Source organism: Staphylococcus sp. HMSC071G07 (assembly GCF_001811435.1).
Taxonomy (GTDB): domain Bacteria; phylum Bacillota; class Bacilli; order Staphylococcales; family Staphylococcaceae; genus Staphylococcus; species Staphylococcus pettenkoferi.
Map to the genome: position 1 here is coordinate 382133 of NZ_KV804750.1, position 19470 is coordinate 401602.

Below are 19470 nucleotides of genomic sequence, written 5' to 3' on the forward strand. Positions count from 1 at the left end.
TACAAGGCCCTTAAACATTCTATTGATTATCATTTTTCATTTAAAGCATCCATTACTAAGTCAACAGCTTCATTTGCTTTAGATTCAGCTTCACGAACGCTGTCAGCACCGACACTTTTATTCACACCATCACGATAAGCCACTGCGTAATAATCGTAATCTAAGTCTTTGGAGTCATCCGCATTAATTAAATCAATCTTATACTCTTTACCGTGATTTAAAATATAGAAAGATTTTTCAATACTTGCTCTTGCGTACATAATAGATAACCTCCTTTGTTTACTAGGTACAGTATAACGAATATTGATAGTTAATTCATTTCTGAAATAATGAATTGTTAGTTTATTTGTCATATAGTAACTCAATTTATCATCATTCTATTGTATTCAACTTAATTACAATCGCTAATTCTTTACGCCAGCAAGCCGTATCTATCAATAACCCTATGCTTTGTACTCAATTTTTGTCCATAACACAAAAATCCCCTCAAGACGATAAGTCTCAAGGGGACGTCCCATTTGTCTAGCACCTAGTATTGCTTCATGTATTGTTCTCTTTCCCATTCAGAAACTTGTGTACGGTAATAATCCCATTCAATTGATTTACTATTCATAAATTGACTGTAGATATGATTACCCATAGCTTCTTTGATAGAATCGTTTTCTTTCATCGCTTTTAATGCAGTGTAAAGTGTTGATGGAAGATCTTGAACACCAATCTCTTCACGTTCTTCACGATTCATTTCATAGATGTTTTGGTTAACTGGTTCTGGTACTTGAAGTTTATTTTTAATACCGTCTAGACCTGCTTGCAAGATCGCAGCTAATGCCATGTAAGGGTTAGCAGCAGGGTCTACTGAACGTACCTCAACACGTGTTGACATACCGCGAGATGTTGGGATACGGATAAGTGGTGAACGGTTCTTACCTGACCAAGCAATGTAGCATGGTGCTTCGTAACCAGGCACTAAACGTTTGTAAGAGTTAACGAGTGGGTTACATACAGCTGTAAATCCACGTGCGTTCTTCAAGATACCTGCTGTGAAGTGGAACGCATCGTCAGTAAGTTGCATGTCGCCTTTTTCATCATAGAATGCATTCTCTTTACCTTTAAATAAAGAGATATTAAAGTGCATACCACTACCGTTGACACCGAATAATGGTTTAGGCATAAATGTTGCATGAAGGTTGTGTTTACGTGCAATCGTCTTAACCACTAATTTGAATGTTTGAATATTATCACATGCAGTTACAGCATCTGCATATTTAAAGTCAATTTCGTGTTGACCTGGCGCAACTTCATGGTGACTTGCTTCGATATCGAAGCCCATGTCTTCTAATTCAAGCACGATGTCACGACGACAGTTCTCACCTAAGTCTGTAGGTGCAAGGTCGAAGTACCCACCATCATCATTTAATTCTAGCGTTGGTTCACCTTTCTCATCTAACTTGAATAAGAAGAATTCTGGTTCAGGTCCTAAGTTTAAGTCTGTGAAACCGAGATCTTCCATTTCTTTAAGTACACGTTTCAAGTTAGCACGTGGGTCACCTTCGAATGGTTGACCATCTGTTTTGTAAACATCACAGATGAGACGTGCGACTTTACCTTGACCAGCTGTCCATGGGAAGATTACCCATGTATCTAAATCTGGATATAGGTACATATCGGATTCTTCAATGCGAACAAATCCTTCGATAGAAGAACCATCAAACATCATTTCGTTGTCTAATACTTTCTCTAATTGACTGACTGGTACTTCTACGTTTTTAATTGTTCCTAAAATATCTGTAAATTGTAAACGTAGATAGCGAACATTTTCTTCCTTAGCAAATTTACGAATATCGTCTTTACTAAATGAACGTTTTGGCATGAATCTTATCCTCCAGTATAGTTAATTGATAAAGCGTGATAAGTCACCACGATTTATCGGTATTGATTCCCTCTGCGGTTTCTGAGTAGCTTCAACTATCATGTGTTTGCGTTTCTGTTGTTCATCACTTGAAAGATGATCTTGTTTATCATTCATGATTTGTTTAATCCCTTTCATATTAAAACCTTTTTCAATTAATGTCTTAATTTTAAGTAAAATTTCCAAATCATTCAGTGAGAACAACCGTTTATTGCCTTGGGTTCGTTCAGGCTTAACAAGTTCATGTGTTTCGTAATAACGAATTTGTCTCGGTGACAATTCGCTGAGTTTACTTACAACACTCATAGAGAACACGGCCATGTTACGCCTTAACGCGTCGTTTGACTTCAAGCACCTCACCTCTATATTGAACTTGTCTTAAATTTACCACATTATATTTAAAAACACAAAAATATGTAAGGTTTCCTAACATGAGTGATAGAAATCGCATCATGACAGCTTATTATCCAACTTCCCTACTCTACTTTTTTCAAACACGCGCTTGTTAAAAGTTATAAAATTGACAATTTAACTAAAATTAATTTCAGAATCACCTACATTAAGTTGTGATAAAACAGTTTTTTATTTCAGCAGCAAAGCAAAAAATTAAAGCAATACAGCTGCGTATATAACAAAAATAGCCAAGATTTCACACAGTAGAAGAAAGTATTTACCTCATCCATGTTCACGAATACTTTTAATCGCTACTTATGAAATAAATTCCCTTTCAATACTACCGTAAAATCTTGGCTTATTGCCCATTATATTAAATGATTTTCAAGAAGTTGATTCGCCGCATGAATGACCGCGAATTTGACGTGTTCATAGGTTAATCCACCTTGAACATAAGCTTCATAAGGCGGACGAATAGGCCCATCTGCTGACAATTCAATAGAAGATCCTTGTACAAAGGTGCCTGCAGCCATAATCACATCATCCTCATAACCTGGCATATAAGCGGGCTCAGGACTGAAATGTGCATTAATTGGCGATGCGTGCTGGATACTTTGGCAAAATTGAATCATTTGTTCTGCTGTTTGGAATTGTACAGTTTGGATTAAATCCGTTCTAGGTACATCAAACTTAGGAGATGTGTTCATTTCAAGCTTCTCTAATAACAGACTCGTAAACAACGCGCCTTTCAAACTTTGACTCACTACATGTGGCGCTAGGAAAAAGCCTTGATACATCTCGTGTAATGATGACAGGGAAGCGCCCGCTTCTTTCCCTATGCCTGGTGCAGTCAAGCGGTAACCACAGCGTTGAATCAAGTCTTCGTTTCCTACAATGTAGCCACCGATTTTAGCCAAACCACCACCAGGATTTTTAATTAAGGAACCGGCCATCAAATCTGCACCCACATGCGTAGGTTCAAGTTCTTCTACAAATTCACCATAACAATTATCAACAAAGACAATAATATTAGAATCGATTTCTTTGATATGTTGAATCGCCGTTTGAATTTGAGCAACATTCAACGAAGGGCGTTGATCGTAACCTTTCGATCTTTGGATAGCTACAACTTTCGTACGTGAAGAAATAGCGCTTTCCACACCTGCGAGGTCGATTTCACCGTTTTTTAAATCGACTTTCTGATAATGCACGCCTTGTTCAAGTAAGCTGCCAATTTCATTACCGTTGATACCGATGACTTCAAGCAATGTATCATAAGGGTCACCCGTAATGTAGAGTAATTCGTCACCATGTTGTAAGTTAGCTTGAAGTGCCAGCGTGATTGCATGTGTTCCTGAAATAATTTGAGGGCGAACGAGTGCATCTTCTGTTCCAAAGGTTTCACTATAAATCGCTTCTAAGTGATCTCTACCAAAGTCATCATAGCCATAACCCGTTGTGCCGACCAAATCACTTTCAGTCACTTTAACTTTATGAAACGCATCTAATACACGCGCTTGATTACGATATGCTGTTTCTTCAATTTGACGAAAGTAAGGTTGTAATATTTCTTCCGTCTCATTTACTTGTTGCATTAAATCAATCATAGTCATCTGCTTCCTTTATTTAATCTTTGGCATAACCTTTAATATCGTACTGATTGGTATTTTCATTAAAGGTTAACTCAGTCACTAAAGTATGCTGTTTCAAATAGTACAGACGCTTCGCATCACTACTGTCGACATGCTCTTCATAATAATCTAGCGTCTCTTGAATTTGTTCGTATAATAATGTTTTTACTTTTTCAATATCTTGTTCATCTCTAGCTGAAACGAAGACGGAAGGTTCAGCAGCGCTTGGTATGGCTTGATCGCACAAGTCTTTTTTATTAAAAATAACTGCTTGAGGAATCCCATCCATATCAAGATCATTCAAGATGCGATTAACCGTATCGAATTGAGTACGGTATTCCTTATGACTACTATCGACGACATGTAATAACAAATCTGCACCCTTAGCTTCTTCAAGCGTGGATTTGAATGCAGCAATGAGTGTAGTTGGCAACTTCTGAATAAAGCCTACCGTATCTGAAATAATCATGTTGAAACCATCGTTAATTTGTAGCTGTCTCGTCTTAGGGTCTAACGTGGCGAAGAGCTTATCTTGCTCATAGGTTTCAGCATCCGTCAACGCATTGAACCATGAGGATTTACCAGCGTTGGTATAGCCAACTAAAGCGACTTGATAAACTTTGTTCTGCTCACGTTGGTTACGATAGCGTTCCCTATGATCCACGACCGTTTGAAGTTGATGTTTAATTTCATTCATTCTCGTACGAATATGACGGCGGTCCATCTCTAGCTTTGTCTCACCTGGACCGCGTGTACCAATACCGCCACCAAGGCGTGATAAACTACGACCGTGGCCTTGTAAACGTGGCAAGAGATAATCAAGTTGCGCGAGTTCAACTTGTAATTTACCTTCCTTGCTACGCGCACGTAAAGCGAAGATTTCAAGTATGAGTTGAGTACGGTCAATAATTTTAATATTGAGATTACCGTTTAACGTCTTAGATTGTGCAGTCGTAAGCTCATCGTTCGTCACTGCGACATCTACGTCATTATGTTCAACATAGGCTTTAATCTCATCTAGTTTACCTTTACCTACGTAATATTTATGATCAATATTTTCCCTATTTTGTGTAAAAGACATTTCTACGTCCAATTGACACGTCTTTGAAAGGGCATTGAGTTCATGCATCGTAGAGTCAAAATCAAATTGTTTCTCTGAATTCTCATTCACACCGATAAGAATCGCTTTTTCTTTCGGCTTAGCAGTAGTTTTAGTGTGACTGCGACTCAATTCATACACCTCTTTCAACAGTTTTCCTAGTCATTTTATCATAGGAAGCACACGAAAACTATTAGAGGAATTGTAGAATGGCTTCCATTAAACTCATGTATAAGGCTTAAGAATCAACTCATCCGGAATTATAATGTATGATAGGAACTATAACGACAGATGAATAAACACAATATTAATTAGAGGTGCATTGAATAAATGAGTATTTATGATATTGAAGTTGAAAAAGTAAATGGAGAAACTTATCGATTAGAAAAATATCGTGGACAAGTCATGTTAATTGTCAATACAGCAAGTGAATGTGGTTTTACTCCACAATTTGAAGGTTTACAGAAGTTATACGAACAATTTAAATCGCAAGGCTTTGTTGTGCTCGGTTTTCCATGTAACCAATTTGGTGGCCAAGAGCCTGGAAATGGTGAAGAAGCACGTCAAAACTGCCAGATTAACTACGGGGTGACATTTCCTATGCATGAAAAGATTGATGTTAAAGGTGATGGACAACACCCGCTCTTCCACTTTTTAACAGATGCGCAAGAGGGATTCTTTAATGAAAAGATAAAGTGGAATTTCACTAAATTCTTAGTGGATCGAGAAGGTAACGTGGTAAAACGCTTCGGACCTCAAAGAAATCCATCACAAATTGAAAGTTATATTGAATCACTTTTATAATAACTGATTTGTACTATTTAACTAACCGCTTTCTCACAGCATGCTCACTAATAATTCGCGCAACAGAAATAAAGTTTGTATAAGGTTTGGTGTCTATATAAGCTTTGTTGGCTGTTGCGCATAATCATTTCCAAATTGTCTTTCTAACTCAGCAAATTATTAAGCAACAAGGTTGTTACCTCACTCAACTCCACAAACTTGATGCATGCTAAAAGGAGTAGCACAATCCAACCTTTCCGGTCGCTGTACTACTCCTCGTTTCATAATTTCATCATTAGTCTCTTATATTCTCATTGTTCTACGCTTACTCTTCAGTGCCTTCGTCAACAGTGAATGTACTAATGGCATGTTTGTAAATTAAGTGATGCTTATTTTGTGAATACAAACTTACCGTTTCTTCATCATAGTCTTCGATAATACCTTTCATTTGGAAGCCATTTACGAAGAAGACTACAATTTCAGTTTTGTCGGCTTTAAATTGCCCTAGGAATTGGTCTTGGATGCGATTAGTTGCTGTCATGATTCTTACTCCTTTGATTTATTAGGGCTGAAACCTCATTAACCATCGAGTTGAGTGATGTTTTCTCTCTATCATACCAAATTACATTGAGTTTATTCTTAAACCAAGTCATTTGACGCTTGGCATAACGCCTAGAATTCTGTTTCAGTGTTTCAACTGCTTCCTCTAGCTTAACATCTTCTTTCACTACCGGCACTATCTCTTTATAACCTATAGCTTGCATACTTTGACATGTTTCATATCCTTGTTGGACGAGTTCATTCACTTCATTCAATAATCCATGAGTCAACATTATATCGACGCGCTTATTTATTCTGTCGTATAAGATGTCGCGCGACATTTCCATCCCTACTAATAATGTATCATAATTTTCACTCATATGTTGCATTTTCTTGCGTGAACTTAAAAGTTTTTTCGTCTTTAAAAAATATTCTATGGCGCGGTTCACACGTTTTCGATTATTGGGATGAATTGCCTCAGCAGAACGTGGATCAAATGACATTAAATACGCATGTAATGCTTCATTCGACTTCGTATTGAGATCTTTCATTTGCGCTTTAACTTGAGCCTCACGTTCTGGCGAAATATCTTCTTGATCAAATTGATAATTATAAATTAGAGATTGAATATATAAACCTGTGCCCCCTACAATAATGGGTATTTTACCTCGACTTGTGATGTCTGAAATATACTGTTCTGCTCTTTTCTTAAAATCAAAGGCTGAAAAATTGTCGTCTGGATTTAAAATATCAATCATATAATGAGGAATACCCGCTTGCTCTTCAGGTGTCGCTTTAGCAGTACCAATATCCATGCCTTTATATACTTGCATGGAATCGCCACTAATAATTTCACCATTCACGGCCTGAGCAAGTTGAATACTAAAATCTGTCTTACCTACAGCGGTAGGTCCTACGATGACTACTAATAAAGGTTTCTCATCCTTCAATCCTATCCCTCACTTTACTTTCTTAAGATTTGTTTTTCTAGCCAATTGTATAAGTGTTGCCAAACACTTTCATACCCTTCTTCAAAAAGGATTTCGTGACGTTTGTGTTTGTACATGTGTACAGTAACGTGTTCGATTCCAGCTTTTTTGAAACGTTTACCTAAAAAGCGCACACCACGCCCATACTTATTGACCGGATCTTCTTTTCCACCAATCAACAGAACAGGAAGTGTGACTTTCATTTTCTTTAAATTTTTAAGTTTAGTCGTCGTGTCAATCGCTTTCATCATTTCATAAATCAGTTGATTAGATACTTCAAAGCCACTGTAGGGATCTTGATTGTATTTAGCAACCTCATCATGATTTGAAGACAACCAACTATTCTGCGCTTTATCTTCTTTCACACGTTTATTAAATGATCGATACATTAGTTGATTGAGCCAGTGCATTTTACGCTTTTTACCACAGACGATAGTAATTAATTTAAGGAACATACGTTGAAGTCGCACGCTCAAACGATTGTACTGTGGCGTACCTGTCAACACAAGCCCGTCTACATATTTAGGATGCGATTGAACTAAAATGCGAGCCACGAGTGACCCCATTGAGTGACCTAATACGATATAAGGTTGCTGATCTCGATAACGTGTTTGAAGCGTTTCGATGATTTCAAAGGCATCCGCCGCCGACCGATTTAAGCTTGGGATATGTCCTCGTTCTTGCTCGTTAACGTGATAACCGTGGCCACGATGGTGATGGCGAATCACGTCATATCCTTGTTGATTTAATGAGGCTACGAACTTATCGTATCGATGAAAGTGCTCTGCCATACCGTGCATAATATGTATCACGCCGACCGTTTCAATCTTGGCTTTATCAATTTGTACTTCGATGGCAGCCCCGTCTGATACTCTTAACTGCAAAGATTCTTGTCCCATAATCATCCCCCCATTACATTCAATCTATGATTTGTGGGATTACTGTTAATATACCCTTTGAATCTAGGGTTATCAACTTAAGCATACATGACTATCCTAGACATTAAGCAAGTATGATGTTTCGTTTAAAGCTTGGTGACTTCTGATCTAAGCTGAACAATTTTCTCACTACAACCTTTAATTGTCCATCAACATCTCACTCAACATATAATAACTGCGCGCTTTACTAGCATCAAAAATATCCCTAGCACTAATGGCTAGGGATGCGTGCACTCGCTATTCAACTTTACATATGAACACGTTTTACTCTTTAACAGGTGGTTGATTATTGCCTGTTTGCGCTTCGTCGATCGCTTCGTCTAACTCAGCTTTGAAAGCGTCTTTTTCTGCTGTTGTATAATCGAGTAAACCGTCCATCACTTCAACAATTTTATCTTTGTAGTTTAGGACATCATCGATCTTGAAGTAAAGTTTACCTGTACGACGAATTAAGAAGTCTGTTGGTTTATAAACCATTTCATTTTGAATTGAGTATACCAGTTCAGTATAAATATCAAGTGGAAGTCCTGTTTCTTGATATTGAGCTGTTTGTGCAATTTCAAATAAGTCTTCTGCGTTTGAACCATATTTCGTTGCGAAATGACGTGCCACTTTTTCATCGATTTGGTAAGCTTTTGCATCTTCCACTTTACGTTCGATAAAGTTTTCGAAGTTATCGCTACCGCCTACGTCACCGCCAGAGATTGTGATGTGTTTCGTTTCACATTTTTTGAATTTCATTTTGTATTCTTGTTTTAAGCGTTTTGAAAGTAAGTCGACAATTTCTTTCGCCATGTGACGGTAACCTGTTAATTTACCTCCAGCGATAGTGAGTAAGCCAGATTTACCTTCCCAAACTTCGTCTTTACGTGAAATTTCAGAAGGGTCTTTTCCTTCCTCTAAAATGAGTGGACGTACACCTGCCCATGAAGATTCGATATCACTATCTGACACGTCAACATCTGGGAACATGTAGTTGATAGCATCGATAAGATATTGACGATCTTCTGGTGTTGCTAAAGGTGAAGATTTGTCGTTGTCATAGAACGTATCTGTTGTACCAACATATGCTTTACCTTCGCGTGGAATGGCGAAGATCATACGACCATCGTTCTCAGTATCAAAGTATACGGCTTGGCGTAATGGGAAACGTGATTGATCGATAACGATGTGGACACCTTTAGTTAAACGTAATTGTTTATTGTTACGTGCATAGTCACCGCTACGTACTTCGTCTACCCATGGACCACTTGCATTGATTACTTTTTTAGCGCGAATATCGTAAGTTTCACCCGTCAACATATCTTGCGCTTGGATACCATTCACTTTTTCATTTGAATCATAAGTGAAGTGAATAGATTTCGTATGGTTAATTACCGTAGCGCCTTTTTCTTCTGCGCGTTTCATGACTTCGATTGTAAGACGCGCGTCGTCTGTACGGTATTCTACGTAAGCACCGCCGCCTTTTAATTTATCTCGTTTGATGAGTGGTTCTCTTTCTACTGTTTCTTTTTTACTGAGCATATTTTTACGTTCTTCTTTTTTAACACCTGCTAGGAAATCGTAAAGTGTTAAACCGATAGATGTACTGAATTTACCTAAAGAACTACCTTTGTGCATAGGTAAAAGCATGCGTTCAGGTGTAGTTACGTGTGGACCGTTCTCATAAACGATTGCACGTTCACGACCTGTTTCAGCTACGACACCAATTTGGAATTGTTTCAAGTAACGTAGACCACCGTGAACGAGTTTCGTTGAACGTGAACTTGTACCTTGTGCAAAGTCTTGCATTTCTACAAGCGCCACTTTCATACCACGTTGACTCGCATCAAGGGCAATACCTGCACCTGTAATACCGCCACCGATAATCACGACATCATATTCTTCATCTCTTAAACGCGTTTTGACTTGTTCTCTCTTCAATGTTGATAAACTCATAACCTATGCGCCTCCTCATATTTATTAAAAAAAGAGACACGCATCCCAACACAACATATTGCATTGAACGACTCGTGTCTCTCAAAATCTCGACTCAATATTAACTTACCCTTATTATAGCACAGTTAATGTTGAGAAGTCTAACTATCAATCTTCAAGTTTGAAGACTTGCGTAGCTTCGACTGCTTTCTTCCAACCTTTATAAAGTTTTGTTCTCTCTTTGTCATCCATTTCAGGTTTGAACTCTTTCTCAAGTTTCCAGCCGTTCGCAATGCTATCTTTGTTATCCCAGAATTTCACTGCTAGACCTGCTAAATAAGCGGCACCTAATGCTGTTGTTTCGCTGACTTCTGGACGTTCTACTTCTACATTCAATAAGTCTGCTTGGAATTGCATGATGAAGTTATTTTTAACTGCACCGCCATCGACACGTAAATTATTAACTTTAATATCAGAGTCTTTCTCCATCGCTTCGAGTACGTCTCGTGTTTGATAACAAAGTGATTCAAGTGTAGCGCGGATAAAGTGTTCTTTCTCTGTACCACGTGTTAAACCAAAGATCGCGCCTCGTGCTTCAGCGTCCCAATAAGGCGTACCTAGTCCGACGAAAGCGGGTACCATATAAACGCCTTCAGATGATTCGACACGTTCTGCATAATTCTCAGATTGAGGTGCTGAATTAATCATACGTAATCCATCGCGCAACCATTGAATTGCAGAACCTGAAACGAAGATTGAACCTTCAAGCGCGTAGTTAATCTTACCATCTAAACCATACGCAATCGTAGTTAACAGACCACTTTCAGACGTCACCGCTTCTTCACCCGTATTCATCAACATGAAACCGCCTGTACCGTACGTATTCTTCACGTCACCGCGCTCGAAACATGCTTGACCGAAGAGCGCTGCTTGTTGGTCGCCTGCGATACCAGCGATAGGTACTTCTTGACCGAAGAAGTGATAGTCAATTGTCTTCGCGTAAATTTCACTTGATTCTTTCACTTCTGGAAGAATTTGTTTCGGAATATCTAAGATGTCTAACAGTTCGTCATCCCACTCGAGATCATGAATGTTGTAGATTAATGTACGGCTTGCATTAGAGTAATCTGTGATGTGCGCTTGACCACCAGACAATTTCCATACGAGCCATGAATCCACTGTACCGAAGAGTAAGTCGCCATTCTCAGCTTTCTCACGAGCTCCATCCACTTCGTCAAGAATCCATTTAATCTTCGTTCCAGCGAAGTATGGATCAAGCACAAGACCTGTCTTCTTGTGGAATGTGTCTTCGTAACCTTGGTCACGAAGTTCTTGACAAATGCCTTGTGTTTGACGAGATTGCCATACAACAGCATGATAAATCGGGCGTCCAGTATGTTTATCCCAAATCACTGTCGTTTCACGTTGGTTCGTAATACCAATACCTTCGATTTGATCTGCGCCTACATTGCTTTCAGTGAGCACTTCAGCAAGTACCGCGAGCACGGATGTCCAAATTTCGTTGGCATCGTGTTCAACCCAACCTGATTTTGGGAAGTACTGTTTGAATTCACGTTGCGCTACACCTTTAATCTCTCCATCTTTGTCGAAGAGAATCGCTCTTGAGCTTGTTGTCCCTTGATCTATAGATAAAATGTATTTGTCCATAATCTTAACTCCTTCAGTTTAGTTTCGCCCTTTTGACGCAATTGTTATTAGAAGTTCTTACTACTTAGTTTTCCCGTATATAAACTGATTAATCAATTCGTACGAGTTCCTGCATTTTACTAAAAGTAGTCTTAGTGATCTCAGCATAAAAATAGATTGATTCTTACGCGTTCCTAATACTTTCACGCGACATAGTTAGCGTTATCGTTAATCTATGATAAAAGTTCTCCACATTACGTAAGTTTTAGCCCATTTTACTAAAACGAGATCAGAAAATAACAGCTTAATTAATACTTTCTGCATCTTGACCGACTTTAGATTTATTCATCATTACACCGATAAGTAATGTCACAATGACGACTACAATACTGATGATTGAAAAGGCATCGAAAGCACCTTTGAAGAATAAACGATAAATCATCGCACCGATCATACCACCAGCAATTGGACCAAGCACAGGTACGATAGCGTAACTCCAATTAGAGTTACCTTTACCTGCGATAGGTAGTATCGCATGCGCAATACGAGGACCTAAGTCACGAGCTGGGTTAATCGCATAACCTGTTGGACCACCCAAACTCACACCAATCGCGAGGATTAAAGCCCCGACAATCAATGGATTAAGTCCATCTGCAATCTTGTTCATACCGATGTAAAGTAAGCCAAGTGTTAATGCTGCTGTTCCGATAATTTCGCTCATAAAGTTAGCGAAATAGTTCTTAATTGCAGGCGCTGTTGAGAACACACCTAATTTAGCGCCTTTATCTTCTGTCGCTTTCCAATGTGGCAAATACATGAGCCATACTAACATTGCTCCGACAATACCACCGAGCATCTGACAGATAATATAGCCAGGTACTTGCGCCCAACTAATTGAACCATCCATCGCGAAAGCAATCGTTACGGCTGGGTTTAAATGTGCACCAGAAATATTACCTACTGCATAAGCCCCGAATGATACAGCAAGTCCCCAACCTACTGCAATGACAATCCAATCTGCACCAAAGCCTGCTGTTCTCTTCAAATTGACGTTAGCACACACGCCACCACCGAATAGTGCGAGTATCACTGTCCCTAGAAATTCGGCAAAATAAACACTCATCAAATCCCTCCTGTTGATAAAAAAAGAGAGATTTCTCCATCATAAAGCACTCCCTTAGCCATGCTTTGTCATGCAGAAATCTCCCTATCTCTTCCTAAAATATTAACTTAGTTTATATCTTACACTTGTCATGTAAGCGTTGTCAACAAAAAGTTGAATTGATTCAGATATTATAAATTGAAACGCGAGCAATCACCAGAGTTGACGATTGCTCGTAGTAATGTAATGTGCGCCATTATTCACAGCTTCTGTTACTTCTTCAGGTGTATTGATTAAACCGCCAGCGATCACAGGTGTTTGGGTCTCTTCTTTAATTATCTTAATCGCTTTGCCTGCAACTCCTGGCAACACTTCAACATAATCTGGTTCAGCTTTCTTAATGAGCTCGATACTTCTTTTTAACGCCTGAGAATCGAGTATAAAGACACGTAAGATTGTTGTAGTGTTAAGTGATTTCGCTTTCTTTAATACGCGCATTTTAGTAGAGACAATGCCTTTCGGATGATAATGTTGGATGATATATTCGCAGGCATATTCATCGTGACTCATCCCTTTAATTAAATCGATATGCATATACGTTTCAACATGTGCTTTCTTCAATAACTCCATCGTGCTTTTCAAATGACCGACATGCGTATCTAATATGACGCACTCTTTATAGTCAGTTTGAATGAGCTTCTCGAGATCTTTCATCGTTCTGATTGCAGGTAAGATGTTTGGTTTCATTAGACATCCCTCTCATCATGTTAAGTATAAATTAAGTTTATTCAACTCTCGGTCAAATTACAAACTATAACTGATAGTAAAAATATTTAATGTTACAGGCGCTTTTAAATAATTACATCTTATTTGAAAGTCTAACACTCGAATACGAAATATTAGAGTGTCTCATTTCCAAGAAACTTGCGTAAAATCTCGGGTGTAATCTTGTTTTATAGTTTAAACTGTTAAAATAATGAACAAACCATTTAGCGATCACATTCCCAATCGCTAAATGGTTTATTTGCTTAAATCGAATTCATGAGCTAGCGTTCACCAAAAACATCTGCTCGCCACTTCTAGCTAGACGATACGTTTAAATAACCGTTCCAATTCATAGTTAGAGAAGTTTACGATAATTGGACGACCATGCGGGCAAGTGAACGGATCTTCCGCTTCACGTAATTGATCAATTAAATCTGCCATCTCACTATTTTTTAAATAATGATTCGCTTTGATAGACTTTTTACAACTCATCATAATTGCTGCTTCTTCGCGAATCTTATTGACGTCCACTTTCTGATGTTCTAAGACATATTCAATCATATCTTTGATGATTTCTTCCGCTTCTTGTTGCGGGAACCACACAGGATAGCTATTGACGATATAATCGTGACCGCCAAATGGTTCGAGATGAACGCCAACTTTCTCTAACTCATCTTTGTACTGCTCGATAATCATGACATCATCTTTAGAGAAATGGAAAGTTAAAGGAATAAGTAAATCTTGTACTTCATTCGTCACTTCACCAATTTTATCTCGGAAATACTCGTATTTAATTCTTTCCTGCGCTGCGTGTTGGTCTATCATAAACATGCCATTTTCATTTTGAGCAATGATATATGTGCCATGTACTTGTCCCACTACTTCAACATACGGAACCCGTCGACTCGGTGTCTTGCTCACTGTACCTTTGATATTGTCTGTATCTTCTTCAAGATGTTCAGATGACTCTGCAACATCTGAATTCTCAAGTTCTGAAAGCACTTCACGTTGTGCTAACGCATAGTCGTCGGTTGAAGACGTCTCACTTACCTGACTTTCTGACTCGTCGGATGTCGTTTGATATGCAGAGGCATCATGATGTGCGGATAGTTCATCGTTTGCATTTGAATTATCTTGTGCCTCTTCGGTTTCAGCTTCATTATGAGATGTTAAATCCGAAGTTTGATCTTCATCTGACACTTGTTGTTTGCGTTCGAAATCTATCTTTTGTTGTTCAAATTGATGGAGTACTTTATTTTTCTTCTCGAATTTAGACATGTCATTTTGTGGAATAAGAATGCGATCTTTAAACGCCTCTCTGATCTTTTCCACAATCAGTGAATACAGTTGCTCTTCTTTCGATAAACGTACCTCTAACTTAGTCGGATGGACGTTTACATCTACGAGTATCGGATCCATCTGGATATTGAGGTAACAGATAGGGTAGCGTCCAATCATCATTAAAGTATGATAACCTTCAAGAATCGCTTTATTCAATACGAAGTTTTTAATATATCTACCATTGATAAAAATTGAAATATAGTGCTTATTACTTCGTGAATGCTCAGGTTTTGCTACAAAGCCTTCAAGATGATAATCACTGGTATCGCCCTCGATAGGAACTAAATCTTTGGCGACTTTCATACCGTAAATTTCAGCCATCACTTCATTCGTACGACCTGATCCATTCGTGCTTAAAATTTCTTTTCCATCTGAATAAAGTGAGATACGCACATCAGGATGGCTCATCGCCATACGGTTCACAATATCTGTTATTTTACCTAATTCAGTGTATAAACTTTTAACATATTTCAAACGTGCAGGTGTGTTATAGAACAACGATTTTACTGTGATATCTGTCCCACGTTTCGCTTTAGCTGGCTTACGTTCAAGAATCCGTCCATTCTCAGCGTAAACCTCTAAGCCTTCGAGGCCATCCGTACACGTAATCAGCTGGACTTTCGCAACTGAAGAGATACTTGCGAGCGCCTCTCCTCTAAAGCCTAATGTACGAATGTGAAACAAGTCATCATCTGTGTCTAACTTACTCGTTGCATGACGATGAAAGACTAAATCTACGTCGTCCGCTTCAATACCTGTTCCATTATCAACGACACGAATAGATGAAATACCAGATTGCTCTACTTCGATAGTAATTTCGGTTGCTTGCGCATCGAGTGCATTCTCTAATAACTCCTTCACTACGGATCCTGGACGTTCGACCACTTCACCCGCTGCAATCTTATTTGCTAATGAGGTTTGCAGTTCTTTAATTTGTCCCATGCTTTCACCTCTATTTCAATCGGTTTTGTAATTCGCTCAATTTCACTAATGCTTCGACTGGTGTCATCATTGAAATGTTTAAGTGCTTTAATTCTTCTTCGATTTCGCTAGGTTCTACTGGTTCGTCGAAGAGGTTAAAGGCCGTTTGTTCGAATTGTGTTGAAGCAGACTGAGTCGATGAATTGTTCTCTTTGTTGTACTCTGAATGTGGAGTTGGTTCATTATCGTCTTTATCTTTCTCGGACTGCGGCGCCTTGTCATGTACTACATTGGCATCTCTATATGTCGAACCTCCTTCACCGTTCGCTTTCACTGGCGCATTATCCTTTTCAAAGGCATCGAGAATCACTTGTGCGCGGTTGATGACTTCTTCAGGCAAGTCCGCGAGTTTAGCTACTTGAATGCCGTAACTGTCGTCGACCGCTCCGTCTTTGACTTTGTGTAAAAAGATAAGTTCTCCTTGGTATTCATTAGCTGCTACGTGAACATTTTTCAAACACTCAAGTGTCTGATCCAGCGTCGTTAATTCATGATAATGCGTCGAGAATAACGTTTTAGCGTGAGATGTTTGCGCGACATATTCAATCATTGACTGTGCTAGGGCTAAACCATCATACGTTGAAGTTCCTCGCCCGATTTCATCGAAGATTATGAGACTATCAGCTGTCGCGTTAGCTAACGCTTTCTGCGCTTCTAGCATTTCTACCATGAACGTACTTTTACCTGAAACTAAATCGTCAGCCGCACCGATACGCGTGAAGATTTGATCGAAAATTGGAAGCACTGCCTCATCACAAGGCACATAAGCTCCCATCTGAGCCATGATACTAATGATAGCGACCTGTCTCATATAAGTTGATTTACCAGACATATTCGGCCCAGTAATTAAATAAATGTACTGCGCTTCGTCAAGACGACAATCATTTGGCACATAATCATTGCGATCCATCACACGTTCCACGACAGGGTGACGAGAACCCGTTAGCGCTAGCGTCTTATCTGCACTGAATGTCGGTCGCACATAATTGTATTTCTGCGCCGTTTCCGCAAAACTTTGTAAACAATCGAGCTCAGAAATAATCTTCGCTTGTTGTTGGAGACGCTCAGTATAATCTTTAATTCGTTCTCGTAGCTGAGTAAATAATTGATATTCCAACTCTACCGCTTTGTCTTCTGAACCGAGAATTAAATCTTCTTTCTCTTTCAACTCATCCGTGATGAAGCGTTCAGCATTTGACAAGGTCTGCTTTCGTTGATAAGCGAACGCTTGAGGATCGAAACCGCGTAAATTCGCTCTCGTAATTTCGATAAAGTAACCAAAGACTTTATTAAAACGAATCTTCAATGATTTGATACCTGTACGTTCACGTTCTTTCGCTTGAAGTTCGGCTAACCAAGCTTTACCGTTGCGTGAAGCTTCAAGATATTCGTCGAGTTGTTCATGGAAGCCGGATTTAAACAGTCCACCTTCTTTCACAGAAATCGGCGGTTCTTCGACGAGACTTTGTTCTAGCAAGTCTAACAAATCATCGAGCGGTTCTAGCGCTTCAAATTGGGCTGTAGCTTGTGTATCTAATTGAGTGAGTAATGTCTTGATACGTGGGATTTCTGAGATGGAATGTTTAAGTTGGATTAAATCACGGGCATTGACATTTCCATAACTCACTCGTCCCACGAGACGTTCAATATCATAAACTTGATTGAGATATTCTCGTAGCGTATCACGTTCGATAAAGTGATCAATAAATTGTTCCACAACATCTAGACGTTGTTGAATTTGTTGTCGTTGAATGAGAGGTCGATCGATCCACTGCTTTAAACGACGCGCTCCCATCGGCGTTTTCGTTTGATCCATGAGCCATAGCAACGTACCCTTTTTCGATTTCAAACGGATGCTTTCTGTAAGTTCAAGATTGCGTTTTGCATAATAGTCCATTTTCATAAAATCAACCGCTTCATATTGATGCACTTCTTCAATATGTGAAAGATCTCGTTTTTGCGTATGATGAATGTAATCGAGCAGTAACTGTGTCACTGCATGCATATTCGTGTCTTTGAGCGTGTTGACCTCGTATGGTACGTCGGAGATAGTGTCCACGACTGTGATTGTCTCAGTCGTCATATTAATTTGACGTTGTAAATGTTCAGTGATAGCACGATCTACTACAATTTCATTCGGATTAATGGTTGTAATTTCGTTGATTAATGTTGATTCATCTTCAAAGTGTGTGACCTGCAATTCACCAGTTGAAACGTCACAGTACGCGAGCGCATATGTTTTACCGTCGTGTCGATAGCTTAAGATGTAATTGTTCTGTTTCTCATCGACCCCACCGTGCTCCATAACAGTACCTGGTGTCACGATACGCACGACTTCGCGCTTAACCATCCCTTTCGTTTGTCGCGGATCTTCCATTTGTTCACAAATCGCAATCTTATACCCATGATTAATGAGGGTTTCGATGTAACTATCTGCGGAATGATATGGAACGCCACACATAGGGATAGGATCGTCCTTTTTCGCGTCTCTTTTCGTTAACGTGATTTCAAGCACACGTGACGCTTCTTTCGCATCCTCGAAGAACATTTCATAGAAATCTCCGAGTCGGAAGAATAATAAACAATCCTGGTATTCAGATTTAATTTTTAAGTATTGTTGCATCATTGGCGTTACTTTAGCCATGCATTTCACGTTCCTTTTTCTATGTCATTATGATTATTTGAGTTCTTTGTCATCTTATTTTATTAAAATGTTTAGCTCTTAAATTTTAACATATCCTACATCAGTGCGCCGAAAAATCACACGAATTATATAATTATTTTATCTAAAGTGTTTGAAGAAAGAAACTGATAACTGAAACACAATTTCGTGACATAATTGTAAAGAGCTGAATAATTTCTCTACTGACTACAAAAATCTAAAAGCCCGAAAAACATACACCGTGTTTCTCGGACTTCGACATCAATCTTTTATTTTAAAAAGCGATCGAGAATACCTCTCCGTTTCAATACCATCAAGATGATGTAACTAATAACTGATCCGATGATACTTGAAACGAGAAAGGCTAGCATTAAAGGTTTCGCTGCAAAATCGTGTAAACCGATGATCCAAGCGACTGGAATACACATTAAGCTGCCAATAATTCCCGTACCGATCACTTCACCTACCGCTGCCATAAAGATATGGCGACGATAAATATAGAATGCACTCGCGAGTAACACACCTACCATACTACCAGGAAACGCAAAGGCACTTCCGGTGTTAAACAGTACACGCAACAGTGAAGAAATCAATGCTTGAGCCAATCCAAACCAAGGGCCAACAAACACCGCACATAAGACATTGATCATATGTTGAATAGGTGCAGCCTTAATCGGTCCGACTGGTATGACTATAAAGCTACTCAATATGACATTGAGTGCTATAAATATTGCGGTAAATGTAAACTTTCTCGTCTTCATTCGACGACCCAA

15 protein-coding genes and 1 pseudogene are annotated in these 19470 nt (G+C 39.0%); 1 reads left to right on the forward strand and 15 read right to left on the reverse strand.

Annotation, left to right across the window (positions count from 1 at the left end; genetic code table 11):
* Positions 1 to 29: 29 nt before the first annotated feature.
* From HMPREF2802_RS01855 to hflX, 5 genes are all read right to left on the reverse strand, one after another.
* Entirely contained in the window at positions 30 to 260 is a 231-nt protein-coding gene (locus HMPREF2802_RS01855) for a hypothetical protein (protein ID WP_049405418.1), read from the reverse strand.
* Between the two features lie 269 nt (positions 261 to 529).
* Complete coding sequence (glnA, locus tag HMPREF2802_RS01860; protein WP_002472440.1) at positions 530 to 1870, reverse strand: type I glutamate--ammonia ligase; 1341 nt, start codon at positions 1868 to 1870, stop codon at positions 530 to 532.
* Positions 1871 to 1891: 21 nt separating this feature from the next.
* Positions 1892 to 2260 carry a MerR family transcriptional regulator gene (locus HMPREF2802_RS01865; RefSeq protein WP_161801809.1) on the reverse strand — a complete coding sequence of 123 codons (369 nt, stop codon included), beginning with the start codon at positions 2258 to 2260 and terminating at the stop codon, positions 1892 to 1894.
* A gap of 410 nt (positions 2261 to 2670) precedes the next feature.
* Positions 2671 to 3909, reverse strand: a complete 1239-nt coding sequence (locus HMPREF2802_RS01870) for a methionine gamma-lyase family protein (protein WP_070502577.1) — start codon at positions 3907 to 3909, stop codon at positions 2671 to 2673.
* A gap of 19 nt (positions 3910 to 3928) precedes the next feature.
* Positions 3929 to 5164 carry a GTPase HflX gene (hflX, locus tag HMPREF2802_RS01875; protein ID WP_070502578.1) on the reverse strand — a complete coding sequence of 412 codons (1236 nt, stop codon included), beginning with the start codon at positions 5162 to 5164 and terminating at the stop codon, positions 3929 to 3931.
* Positions 5165 to 5362: 198 nt separating this feature from the next.
* On the opposite strand from hflX, the gene HMPREF2802_RS01880 reads away from it, so the two are divergent.
* Entirely contained in the window at positions 5363 to 5836 is a 474-nt protein-coding gene (locus HMPREF2802_RS01880; protein WP_049405426.1) for a glutathione peroxidase, read from the forward strand.
* 304 nt (positions 5837 to 6140) lie between these two features.
* Here the strand turns inward: HMPREF2802_RS01880 and hfq are convergent, their stop codons facing one another.
* The 10 genes and pseudogenes from hfq to thiW all read right to left on the reverse strand — a co-directional run bounded on the left by hfq (position 6141) and on the right by thiW (position 19458).
* A complete protein-coding gene (hfq, locus tag HMPREF2802_RS01885) occupies positions 6141 to 6356 on the reverse strand; it encodes an RNA chaperone Hfq (protein ID WP_002472457.1) in 216 nt (71 codons plus the stop codon).
* Positions 6343 to 7305, reverse strand: coding sequence for a tRNA (adenosine(37)-N6)-dimethylallyltransferase MiaA (gene miaA / locus HMPREF2802_RS01890; RefSeq protein WP_070502579.1), 963 nt, complete (start codon positions 7303 to 7305; stop codon positions 6343 to 6345). Before miaA ends, hfq begins: the two co-directional genes overlap by 14 nt.
* 14 nt (positions 7306 to 7319) lie before the next feature.
* Positions 7320 to 8243, reverse strand: a complete 924-nt coding sequence (locus HMPREF2802_RS01895; protein WP_070502580.1) for an alpha/beta fold hydrolase — start codon at positions 8241 to 8243, stop codon at positions 7320 to 7322.
* Positions 8244 to 8546: 303 nt separating this feature from the next.
* Positions 8547 to 10220 (reverse strand): glycerol-3-phosphate dehydrogenase/oxidase, encoded by a 1674-nt coding sequence (locus HMPREF2802_RS01900; RefSeq protein ID WP_002472409.1) that lies wholly within the window; start codon positions 10218 to 10220, stop codon positions 8547 to 8549.
* A 147-nt stretch (positions 10221 to 10367) separates the two neighbouring features.
* The gene (glpK, locus tag HMPREF2802_RS01905) at positions 10368 to 11867 is read right to left on the reverse strand and encodes a glycerol kinase GlpK (protein ID WP_070502581.1); all 1500 of its coding nucleotides are present in this window, start codon (positions 11865 to 11867) and stop codon (positions 10368 to 10370) included.
* 283 nt (positions 11868 to 12150) lie between these two features.
* Positions 12151 to 12969 carry an MIP/aquaporin family protein gene (locus HMPREF2802_RS01910; protein WP_070502582.1) on the reverse strand — a complete coding sequence of 273 codons (819 nt, stop codon included), beginning with the start codon at positions 12967 to 12969 and terminating at the stop codon, positions 12151 to 12153.
* A gap of 192 nt (positions 12970 to 13161) precedes the next feature.
* Positions 13162 to 13695, reverse strand: coding sequence for a glycerol-3-phosphate responsive antiterminator (locus HMPREF2802_RS01915; protein ID WP_070502583.1), 534 nt, complete (start codon positions 13693 to 13695; stop codon positions 13162 to 13164).
* A gap of 336 nt (positions 13696 to 14031) precedes the next feature.
* Positions 14032 to 15996, reverse strand: a complete 1965-nt coding sequence (mutL, locus tag HMPREF2802_RS01920; RefSeq protein WP_070502584.1) for a DNA mismatch repair endonuclease MutL — start codon at positions 15994 to 15996, stop codon at positions 14032 to 14034.
* Between the two features lie 324 nt (positions 15997 to 16320).
* Positions 16321 to 18679 (reverse strand): annotated as a pseudogene (gene mutS, locus HMPREF2802_RS01925) (DNA mismatch repair protein MutS); the annotation flags it as partial.
* A gap of 287 nt (positions 18680 to 18966) precedes the next feature.
* The gene (gene thiW / locus HMPREF2802_RS01930; RefSeq protein ID WP_002472426.1) at positions 18967 to 19458 is read right to left on the reverse strand and encodes an energy coupling factor transporter S component ThiW; all 492 of its coding nucleotides are present in this window, start codon (positions 19456 to 19458) and stop codon (positions 18967 to 18969) included.
* Positions 19459 to 19470: the final 12 nt, after the last annotated feature.

Bases quoted from the DNA above. Each gene is read 5' to 3' on its own strand.
- HMPREF2802_RS01855 (WP_049405418.1), bottom strand. From the start codon at position 260: ATGTACGCAAGAGCAAGTATTGAAAAATCTTTCTATATTTTAAATCAC.
- glnA (WP_002472440.1), bottom strand. From the start codon at position 1,870: ATGCCAAAACGTTCATTTAGTAAAGACGATATTCGTAAATTTGCTAAG.
- HMPREF2802_RS01870 (WP_070502577.1), bottom strand. From the start codon at position 3,909: ATGATTGATTTAATGCAACAAGTAAATGAGACGGAAGAAATATTACAA.
- HMPREF2802_RS01880 (WP_049405426.1), top strand. From the start codon at position 5,363: ATGAGTATTTATGATATTGAAGTTGAAAAAGTAAATGGAGAAACTTAT.
- hfq (WP_002472457.1), bottom strand. From the start codon at position 6,356: ATGACAGCAACTAATCGCATCCAAGACCAATTCCTAGGGCAATTTAAA.
- HMPREF2802_RS01895 (WP_070502580.1), bottom strand. From the start codon at position 8,243: ATGGGACAAGAATCTTTGCAGTTAAGAGTATCAGACGGGGCTGCCATC.
- HMPREF2802_RS01900 (WP_002472409.1), bottom strand. From the start codon at position 10,220: ATGAGTTTATCAACATTGAAGAGAGAACAAGTCAAAACGCGTTTAAGA.
- glpK (WP_070502581.1), bottom strand. From the start codon at position 11,867: ATGGACAAATACATTTTATCTATAGATCAAGGGACAACAAGCTCAAGA.
- HMPREF2802_RS01910 (WP_070502582.1), bottom strand. From the start codon at position 12,969: ATGAGTGTTTATTTTGCCGAATTTCTAGGGACAGTGATACTCGCACTA.
- HMPREF2802_RS01915 (WP_070502583.1), bottom strand. From the start codon at position 13,695: ATGAAACCAAACATCTTACCTGCAATCAGAACGATGAAAGATCTCGAG.
- mutL (WP_070502584.1), bottom strand. From the start codon at position 15,996: ATGGGACAAATTAAAGAACTGCAAACCTCATTAGCAAATAAGATTGCA.
- thiW (WP_002472426.1), bottom strand. From the start codon at position 19,458: ATGAAGACGAGAAAGTTTACATTTACCGCAATATTTATAGCACTCAAT.